Raw genomic sequence first — 10581 nt, forward strand, 5'->3', positions numbered from 1 at the left:
GATTTTGCGTATTTACTACTGGTACCAGCAGAACTTCTATCCATAATTATATTTCATTAATTCATGAAAATATAAAAAGCAGACTGCTGTTTTGTTCAGAAGTTCATTTTGCTGAAACGTTTATAAACGTAAACAGCTGGGGAAATACATCTACTCCTGATGCCACCAATCCATTATTTTCAAATCCTCCGGGGCGAGGTGTATGGGCAACAAGTGTTCAACGCTGGCATTCTTTACCGGAATGTGAAAGAGGTTCTTGAGTCATGATGGGAGGAAGGCAATTACTGGCTATTTGTTTTCTTCCTTTTTTCGGGTTTACCGGTTTGCTCCTCTGAATGTTCTTCTGCTGTTAAGTAACCTTGATCTGAGGGTTGCCTGCCTTTATCAGCAGTAACGTATGCCTCATCTGCCCACCTTCTTTTAAGTGATACAGAGCCATGGCGTTGTGACGAGATGTCTACCCTGGCCTTTATTTGATCAATACATCGTTTCATTGAATTCCGGTTCCAAAGCATGTTAATCGGGATTTCAATGACCTCAAATCCTGCTTTTTGCAACAGTGCGATTTTAAGCAGAGTCGAACCCTTCCTTGTGTTGAAATCACCACCCACATAATGAGAGGGTCCCTGAATTTCAATTACCATGTTGTGATCTGGCAGTAGCAGGTCAACTGGAGATAATGAATTCAGACTCTTTTCTTCTTCAATCCTCAAAGATGGAATGCATGACTGGAGTTGATTGCGAAAGTCGGATTGACGTTTTGAAACGATCGCATGGTAATGGGTGACGAACGGACATGGTCTCCCAAGCCAACTTGCGGCCATCGCGATGGTGTGTTGATCCTCTTCATTGTCCGGGGATGTGTTTTCCAGACGAATAAACAGGTCATGCATGTGCTTTTCCAGCACGTTACCTTTACTGGTATTTGGAACCAGAGATAACCTGGCACAGCATACCATTACTCCCCAAAGGGACATCAATATCGCTTGCTGAGAGAACTGAGGGTTGCCACTGATTTGGTCGACAAGCGTTTTGAACGTGGAGGTTAACACGTCCAGCTCAATGAGTTCGCCCAGTTTCGCCATGGCCCACAGCAGGTTGGCGATATCCTGGGCATTACATTGGTTTTTTTGTGCCTTCACGTGAGGCAACAGCGCCGTCACGGCCACATTGAACTCTGGTGTCTGCTCCTGCCCATGGTCCACCAGTTTCGCCATGGCCCACAGCAGGTTGGCGATCTCCTGTGGTGTTAAGTCAGCTTTCTGTGCGTTCACGCGAGGCAACAGTTCGGCCACGGCCTCGCTGAGCTCTGGTGTCCGCTGCTGCCCGTTGTCCATCAGTTTCGCCATGGCCCAGAGCAGGTTGGCGACACCCTGGGCATTAAATTGGTCTTTCTGAGTGTTCACGTGGGGCAACAGTGCGGTCACAGCCTCTTTGAGACCCGGTGTCTGCTCCTGCCCGTTGTCCACCAGTTTCGCCATGGCCCATAGCAGGTTGGTGACACCCTGTGCTTTAAAATGGTCTTTCTGAGCGTTCACGTGGGGCAACAGTGCGGCCACAGCCTCTTTGAGCCCTGGTGTCTGTTCATGCACTTTGTCCGCCAGTTTCGCCATGGCCCACAGCAGGTTGGCGATATGCTGAGGAAAAAACTGGTCTTTCTGTGCGTTCACGTGGGGCAACAGCGCAGCCACCGCCTCTTTGAACTCTGGTGTCCACGCCTGTCCGTTGTCCACGAGTTTTACCAGGGCCCACAGCAGGTTGGTGATTTCCTGTGGGTTAAAGTTAGCTTTCTGTGCGTTCACGTGGGGTAGCAGGGCGGCCATAGCCTTGTTGAACTCTGGTGTCCGCTCCTGCCCGCTGCCTACCAGTTTCGCCATGGCCCACAGCAGGTTGGCGATATGCTGAGGATTGAATTGGTCTTTCTGTGCGTTCACCCGGGGCAGCAGCGCGGCCACGGCCTCTTTGAGCTCAGGTGTCTGCTTCTGCCCGTTGTCCACCAGTTTCGCCATGGCCCACAACAGGTTGACAATACCCTGTGGTTTAAAGTTAGCTTTCTGTGAGTTTATGTGAGGCAACAGCGCGGCCACAGCCTCGTTGAGCTCCAGTCTCTGCTCCTGCCCATTGTTCGGCAGTTTTGCCATGGCCCACAGCAGGTTGGCGATTCCCCGGGCATCAATATCCCTGTCTCCAGGTGTTTGGTTGCATTTAAATATTATTGCATCCAGTAGCGTTGACAATAAGGCAGCTTGAGTAAGCCTGACACGCTCATCCATGGGTTTATGAGGGGTAAAAACACCTGCTGAAGTCAATGAATGCATTGTTGTCGTCAGGCTTCGCCAATTCCAGCTCCGCGTTGCTGTGAAATTTTGCAGCAAACTGATCAGCTCGCTTTGTTCCGCTCGATTTAACGGTCTTTTAGCAGTTGACGTGTATTTTTTAATTGAACTGGCATATTGACCGTGATTTCTCCCATCATAGCGATGTCCGAAACGATACGATTTACTCACCAGATCATCCATTACTTCTTGTTTAATGAGGGCATTGAAGTCTTGAGCAGGGTTCACTGATCGGAACATTAGATTTTGAGAAGGGCATGCGGCAGAAGAGTGGTAAAATTCATTACGCCCCGGGGCTGTGCGGAGGGTATTATCCCATTGTCTGACTGTGGTATGCCTATATCGCCCACGCCTTGAAGAAGCGGCATGGTCATTTGGTTGGTTGTAATCATTATTTGATCTTGTGTATTGACCACTGATACCAGCAGAGCTTCTATCCATAATTATATTTCATTAATTCATGAAAATATAAAAAGCAGACTGCTGTTTTGTTCAAAAGTTCATTTTGATGAAATGTCTATAAGCGTAAACGGTTGGGGAAACACATCTACTCCTGATGTCATCAATCCGTTATTTTCAAATCATCCGGGCAAAAGGTGTTCAACACTGACATTCCTTTCCGGCATGTGAAAACGGATCTTGACTCATGATAGGAGGAAGGCAATTACTGGCTGTTTGTTTTCTTCCTTTTTGCGGGTTTACCGGTTTGCTCCTCTGAATGTTCTTCTGCAGTTAAGTAACCGTGATCTGAGGGTTGCCTGCCTTTATCAGCAGTAACGTATGCCTCATCTGCCCGCCTTCTTTTAAGTGATACAGAGCCATGCTCCTGTGGCGGGAAGCCTATCTTGGTCTTTATTTGATTAATGTATGGTTTTATTAAATCCTGATTCGAGAGCATGTTAACCGGAATTTCAATGACCTCAAATCCTGCTTTTTGCAACAGTGCGATTTTCAGCAGAGTCGAACCATTCCTGGTTTTGAAATCACCACCCACGTAATGAGAGGGACCCTGAATTTCAATCACCATGTTGTGATCTGGCAATACCAGGTCAACCGGAGGTAATGAGTTCAGACTCTTTTCTTCTTCAATCTTCAAAGATGGAATGCATGATTGGAGTTGATCGAGGAAGTCGGATTGAAGTTTTGAAATGGTTGTTTGGTAATGGGGGACGACCGGACACGGTCTCCCAAGACAACTTGCGGCCATGGCAATGATGGATTGATCCTCTTCATTATCCGGGGATATATTTTCAAAGCGAGTAAACAGGTCATCCATGTGCTTTTCAAGCCAATTATTTTTATTGGTATTGGAGACTAAAGACAACCTGGCACAGCATACCATTACTCCCCAGAGAGACATCAATACCCCTTGCTGAGAGAGCTGAGGGTTGTCACTGATTCGGTAGACAAGCGATTTGAACGTGGATGTTACCACGTCCAGCTCAATGAGTTCGCCCAGTTTAGCCATGGCCCACAGCAGGTTGGCGATATGCTGAGGTATGAATTGGTCTTTGTTTGCGTTCACGTGGGGCAACAGCGAGGCCACGGCCTCTTTGAGCCCTGGCGTCCGCTCCTGTCCGTTGTCCACCAGTTTCGCCATGGCCCACAGCAGGTTGGCGATATGCTGAGGAATAAATTGGTCTTTGTTTGCGTTCACGTGGGGCAAAAGCGCGGCCACGGCATCGTTGAGCCCTGGTGACCACTCCTGCCCGTTGTCCACCAGTTTCGCCATGGCCCACAGCAGGTTGGCGATTTCCTGTGGTTTAAAATTAGTTTTCTGTGCGTTCACGTGGGGCAACAGCGCGGCCACAGCCTCTTTGAGCTCTGCTGTGCGCTCCTGCCCGTTGTCCACCAGTTTCGCCATGGCCCACAGCAGGTTGGTGATTGCCTGTGGTGTAAAGTTAGCTTTCTGTGCGTTCACGTGGGGCAATAGCGCGGCCACGGCCTCGTTGAGCCCTGGTGTTTGCTTTTGCCCGTTGTCCACCAGTTTCGCCATGGCCCACAGCAGGTTGGCGATACCCTGTGGTGTAAAGTTTGCTTTCTGTGAGTTCACGAGGGGCAACAACACGACCACAGCCTCTTTGAGCTCTGCTGTGCGCTCCTGCCCGTTGTCCACCAGTTGGCCATGGCCCACAGCAGGTTGGTGATTGCCTGTGGTGTAAAGTTAGCTTTCTGTGCGTTCACGTGGGGCAACAGCGCGGCCACGGTCTCGTTGAATTCTGGTGTCTGTTCCTGCCCGTTGTCCACCAGTTTCGCCATGGCCCACAGCAGGTTGGTGATTCCCAGGGCATTAAATTGGTCTTTCTGTGCGTTCACGTGGGGCAACAGCGCGGCCACAGCCTCTTTGAGCCCTGGTGTCGGCTCCTGCACTTTGTCCACCAGTTTCGCCATGGCCCACAGCAGGTTGGCGATACCCTGGGGAATAAATTGGTCTTTTTGTGCGTTCACGTGGGGCAACAGCGCGGCCACGGCCTCTTTGAGTTCTGGTGTTTGCTCCTGCCCGTTGTCCACCAGTTTCGCCATGGCCCACAGCAGGTTGGCAATACCCTGGGCATTAAACCGGTCTTTATATACTTTTACTTGGGGCAACAGCGCGGCCACGGCCACTTTGAGCTCTGGTGTCTGCTCCTGCCCGTTGTCCACCAGTTTCGCCATGGCCCACAGCAGCTTGGCGACACCCTGGACATTAAATTGGTCATTCTGTGCGTTCACGTTGGTCAACAGCACGGCCACAGCCTCTTTGAGCCCTGGTGTCTGCTGCTGGCCGTTGTCCACCAATTTCGCCATGGCACACAGCAGGTTGGCAATACTCTGGGTATTAAACCGGTCTTTATGTGCTTTTACTTGGGGCAACAGCGCGACTACGGTCTCGTTGAACTCTGGTTTCTGCTGCTGGCCGTTGTCCACCAATTTCGCCATGGCCCACAGCAGGTTGACGATATGCTGAGGGTTAAATTGGTTTTTTTGTGCGTTCACGTAGGGCAACAGCGCGGCCACGGGCTCGTTGAACCCTGGTGTATGCTGCTGGCCAATGTCCACCAGTTTCGCCATGGCCCACAGCAGGCTGGCGATTTCCTGGGGTTTAAAATGAGCTTTTTGTGCGTTTACATGGGGCAACAGCGCGGCCACTGCATCATTGAGCTCTGGCGTCCGTTCCTGCCCGTTGTCCACCAGTTTTGCCATGGCCCATAGCAGGTTGGCGATTCCCTGTGGTGTAAAGTTAGCTTTCTGAGCATTCACATGGGGCAACAACGCGGCCACGGCCTCTTTGAGCCCTGGTGTCCGCTCCTGCCCGTTGTCCACCAGTTTTGCCATGGCCCACAGAAGGTTGGTGATTTCCTGTGGTTTAAAGTGAGCTTTCTGTGCGTTCACGCAGGGCAACAGCGCAACCACAGCCTCATTGAGCTCTCGCGTCTGCTCCTGCCCGTTATCCACCATTTTCGCCATGACCCACAGCAGGTTGGCGACCCCCTGGGGCTTAAATTGGTCTTTCTGTGCTTTCACGTGGGGCAACAGCGCTGCCACGGCCTCTTTGAGCCCTGGCGTCCGCTCCTGTCCGTTGTCCACCAGTTTCGCCATGGCCCACAGCAGGTTAGTGATTTCCTGAGCACCAATATCCCTGGCTTCAGGTTTTTGGTTGCACTTGAATATGATTGCATCAAGCAGCGTTGACAGTAAGGCAGCCTGAGTAAGCTTAACACGCTCATCCAAGGGTCTATGAGGGGTAAAAACACCCGCTGAAGTAAATGAGTGCAGTGTTGTTGTCAGGCTTCGCCAATTCCAGCTCCGCGTTGCCGTGAAATTTTGCAGCAAACGCATCAGCTGGCTTTGTTCAGCTCGATTTAACGGTCTTTTAGCAGCTGACGTGTATTTTTTAATTGAACTGGCATATTGACCGTGATTTCTTCCATCATAGCGATGACCGAAACGATCCGATTTCCTCACCAGACCCTCCATTAATTCTTGTTTAATGAGGGCATTGAAATCTTGAGCAGAGTTCACTGAGCGGAACATTAGATTTTGAGAAGAGCATGCGTCAGACAAGTGGTAAAATTCGTTGCGCCCCGGGGTAGTACGGAGGGGATTATCCCACTGTTCGACTGTGCCATATCTATATTGCCCACGCCTTGAAGAAGCGGCATGGTCATTCGGTTGGTTGTAATCATTATCTGATCTTGTGTATTGACCACTGATACCCGCAGAGCTTCTATCCATAATTATATTTCATTAATTCATGAAAATATAAAAAGCAGACTGCTGTTTTGTTCAGAAGTTCATTTTGCTGAAACGTTTATAAACATAAACAGTTGGGGAGATACATCTATTCCTGATGCCACCAATCCATTATTTTCAAATCATCCGAGGCGAGATGTATGGGCAACAGGTGTTCAACACTGACATTCCTCCCCGGAATGTGAAAACTGTTCTTGAGTCATGATGCGAGGAAGGCAATTACTGGCTGGTTGTTTTCTTCCTCTTTGCGGGTTTACCGGGTTGCTCATCTGAATGTTCTTCGGCAGTCAAGTAACCATGATCTGAGGGTTGCCTGCCTTTATCAGCAGTAACGTATGCCTCATCTGCCCACCTTCTTTTCAGTGATACAGAGCCATGCTCCTGTGGCGGGAAGCCTATCCTGGTCTTTATTTGATCAATGTATGGTTTCATTAAATACTGACTCAAGAGCATGTTAATCGGAATTTCAATGACCTCAAATCCTGATTTTCTCAGCAGTGCGATTTTCAGCAGAGTCGAACCCTTCCTGGTCTTGAAATCACCACCCACGTAATGAGACGGTCCCTGAACTTCAATCACCATGTTGTGATCTGGCAGTAGCAGGTCAACCGGAGGCAGTGAGTTCAGACTCTTTTCTTCTTCAATCTGCAAAGAGGGAAAGCATGATAGGAGTTGTTCGCGGAAGTCGGATTGAGGTTTTGAACTCATTGTCTGGTAATGGGGGACGACCGGACACGGTCTGCCAAGCCAACTTGCGGCCATGGTCATAATGGATTGATACTCTTTATTGTACGGGGATGTATTTTGCAGGCGAGTAAAGAGATCATCCATGTGCTTTTCAAACACGTGATTTTTATTGGCATTGGAGACCAGAAACAACCTGGCACAGCATACCATTACTCCCCAAAGGGACATCAATATCTCTTGCTGAGAGAACTGAGGGTTACCACTGATTCGGCAGACAAGCGATTTGAACGTGGATGTTACCACGTCCAGATCAATGAGTTCGCCCAGTTTCGCCATGGCCCACAGCAGGTTGGCGATATGCTGAGGAATAAATTGGTCTTTCTGTGCGTTCACGTGGGGCAACAGCGCGGCCAGGGCCTCGTTGAGCTCTGGTGTCCGCTCCTGTCCGTTGTCCACCAGTTTCGCCATGGCCCACAGCAGGTTGGCGATATGCTGAGGAATAAATTGGTCTTTGTTTGCGTTCACGTGGGGCAACAGCGCGGCCACGGCATCGTTGAGCTCTGGTGACCACTTCTGCCCGTTGTCCACCAGTTTCGCTATGGCCCACAGCAGATTGGCGATACCCTGTGGTGTAAAGTGAGCTTTCTGTGCGTTCACGTGGGGCAACAACGCGGCCACGGCCTCTTTGAGACCTGGTGTCCGCTCCTGCCCGTTGTCCACCAGTTTCGCCATGGCCCACAGCAGGTTGGTGATATGCTGAGGAGTGAATTGGTTTTTCTGTGCGTTCACGTGGGGCAACAACGCGGCCACGGTCTCGTTGAGTTCTGGTGTCTGCTTCTGCCCGTTGTCCACCAGTTTCGCCATGGCCCACAGCAGGTTGGCAATAGCCAGGGCACTAAATTGGTCTTTCTGTGCGTTCACGTGGGGCAACAGCGCGGCCACAGCCTCTTTGAGCTCTGGTGTCTGCTCCTGCCCGTTGTCTACCAGTTTCGTCATTGCCCACAGCAGGTTGGCGATTTCCTGTGGGTTAAAATTAGCTTGCTGTGCGTTCACGTGGGGTAGCAGTGCGACCACAGCCTCGTTGAGCTCTGGTGTTCGCTCCTGGCCGTTGTCCACCAGTTTCGCCATGGCCCACAGCAGGTTGGCGATTTCCTGTGGTTTAAAGTTAGCTTTGTGTGCGTTCACGTGGGGCAGTAGCGCGGCCAGGGCCTCTTTGAGCCCTGGTGTCTGCTCCTGTCGGTTGTCCGCCAGTTTCGCCATGGCCCACAGCAGGTTGGCGATTGCCTGTGGTTTAAAGTTAGCTTTCTGTGCGTTCACGTGGGGCAATAGCACGGCCAAGGCCTCTTTGAACCCTAATGTCGGCTCCTGTACGTTGTCCAGCAGTTTCGCCATGGCCCACAGCAGGTTGACAATACCCTGTGGTTTAAAGTCAGCTTTCAGAGCGTTTACGTGGGGCAACAGCGCGGCCACGGTCTCTTTGAGTTCTGGTGTTTGTTCCTGTCCGTTGTCCACCAGTTTCGCCATGGCCCACAGCAGGTTGGCGATTTCCTGTGGTTTGAAGTTAGCTTTGTGTGCGTTCACGTGGGGCAGTAGCGCGGCCAGGGCCTCTTTGAGCCCTGGTGTCTGCTCCTGTCGGTTGTCCGCCAGTTTCGCCATGGCCCACAGCAGGTTGGCGATTTCCTGTGGTTTAAAGTTGGCTTTCTGTACGTTCACGCAGGGCATCAGCGTGGCCACGGCCTCGTTAAGCCTTGGTGTCGGCTCCTGTTCGTTGTCCACCAGTTTCGCCATGGCCCACAGCAGGTTGGCGATATGCTGAGGAATAAATTGGTCTTTCTGGACGTTCACGTGGGGTAACAGCGCCGCCACGGCCTCTTTGAGCTCTTGTGTCCACTCATGCCCGTTGTCCATCAGTTTCGCCATGGCCCACAGCAGGTTGGAGATATGCTGAGGAATAAATTGGTCTTTCTGTGCGTTCACCCGGGGCAGCAGCGCGGCCACGGCCTCTTTGATTTCTGGCGTCTGCTTCTGCCCGTTGTCCACCAGTTTCGCCATGGCCCACAGCAGGTTGGTGGTTTCCTGTGGATTAAAGTTAGCTTTCTGTGAGTTCATGTGAGGCAACAGCGCGGCCACCGCCTCGTTGAGCTCCAGTCTTTGCTCCTGCCCGTTGTCCACCAGTTTCGCCATGGCCCACAGCAGGTTGGCGATTCCCCGGGCATCAATATCCCTGTCCTCAGGTGTTTGGTTGCATTTAAATATTATTGCATCAAGTAGCGTTGACAATAAGGCAGCTTGAGTAAGCTTGACACGCTCATCCATGGGTGTATGGGGGGTAAAAACACCCGCTGAAGTAAATGAATGAATTGTGGTCGTCAGGCTTCGCCAGTCCCAACGCCGTGTTACGGTAAAATTTTGCAGCAAACGTATCAGCTGGCTTTGTTCAGCTCGATTTAACGGTCTTTTAGCAGCTGATGTGTATTTTTTAATTGAATTGGCATACAGGCCGTGATTTCTCCCATCATAGCGATTACCGAAACGATCCGATTTACTCACCAGATCATCCATTATTTCCTGTTTGATGAGCGCATTAAAATCTTGAGCAGGGTTTGCTGAACGGCACTGTAGATGTTGAGAAGGGCATACGCCAGAAGAACGGTAAAATTTATTACGCCCCGGGGTAGTGCGTGGGGTATTATCCCACTGTCTGACTGTACCATGTCTATATTGCACACGCCTTGAAGAAGCGGCATGGTCATTCGGTTGGTTGTAATCATTATCTGATCTTGTGTATTGACCACTGATACCAGCAGAGCTTCTATCCATAATTATATTTCATTAATTCATGGAAATATAAAAAGTAGACTGTGGTTCTTTTCATAAGTTCATTTTGCTGGAATGTTGGTAAACGTAAACGGCTGGCGAAATACACCTACTCCTGATGCCATCAATCCGTTATTTTCAAATCATCCGGGTCGAGATGTATGGGCAACAGGTGTTCAACACTGGCATTCCTTCCCGGAATGTGAAAAAGGTTCTTTCGTCATGATGGGGGGAAGGTAATTACTGGCTGTTTGTTTTCTTCCTTTTTGCGGGTTTACCGGTTTGCTTCTCTGAATGTTCTTCGGCAGTCAGGTAACCGTGATCTGAGGGTTGCCTGCCTTTATCAGCAGTAACGTATGCCTCATCTGCCCAGCTTCTTTTAAGTGATACAGAGCCATGCCCCGGAGGCGGTAAGCCTATCCTGGTCTTTATTTGATCAATGTATGGCTTCATTAAATCCTGACTCAAGAGCCTGTTAACCGGAATTTCAATGACCTCAAATCCTGCT

6 protein-coding genes are annotated in these 10581 nt (G+C 50.3%); 1 reads left to right on the plus strand and 5 read right to left on the minus strand.

Annotated features, from left to right (window positions below; all coding sequences use genetic code 11):
• Positions 1-260 (plus strand): hypothetical protein (locus ACO6UY_RS23095; RefSeq protein ID WP_422491432.1); only part of this gene is annotated, 260 nt, incomplete at its 5' end.
• Between the two features lie 21 nt (positions 261-281).
• Here the strand turns inward: ACO6UY_RS23095 and ACO6UY_RS23100 are convergent.
• The 5 genes from ACO6UY_RS23100 to ACO6UY_RS23120 all read right to left on the minus strand — a co-directional run.
• Positions 282-2777, minus strand: coding sequence for a DUF1601 domain-containing protein (locus ACO6UY_RS23100; RefSeq protein WP_422450784.1), 2496 nt, complete (start codon positions 2775-2777; stop codon positions 282-284).
• A gap of 223 nt (positions 2778-3000) precedes the next feature.
• Positions 3001-4470 (minus strand): RAP domain-containing protein, encoded by a 1470-nt coding sequence (locus ACO6UY_RS23105; protein ID WP_422450786.1) that lies wholly within the window; start codon positions 4468-4470, stop codon positions 3001-3003.
• Positions 4386-6551: a DUF1601 domain-containing protein gene (locus tag ACO6UY_RS23110; protein WP_422463490.1), complete on the minus strand. Its 2166-nt coding sequence runs from the start codon at positions 6549-6551 to the stop codon at positions 4386-4388. Before ACO6UY_RS23110 ends, ACO6UY_RS23105 begins: the two co-directional genes overlap by 85 nt.
• A gap of 237 nt (positions 6552-6788) precedes the next feature.
• Positions 6789-10076: a DUF1601 domain-containing protein gene (locus tag ACO6UY_RS23115; RefSeq protein ID WP_422491433.1), complete on the minus strand. Its 3288-nt coding sequence runs from the start codon at positions 10074-10076 to the stop codon at positions 6789-6791.
• A gap of 237 nt (positions 10077-10313) precedes the next feature.
• Positions 10314-10581 (minus strand): hypothetical protein (locus ACO6UY_RS23120; RefSeq protein ID WP_422491434.1); only part of this gene is annotated, 268 nt, incomplete at its 5' end.

This window comes from Endozoicomonas sp. ALE010, from assembly GCF_049310165.1.
In the GTDB taxonomy this organism is placed as follows: Bacteria; Pseudomonadota; Gammaproteobacteria; order Pseudomonadales; family Endozoicomonadaceae; genus Endozoicomonas.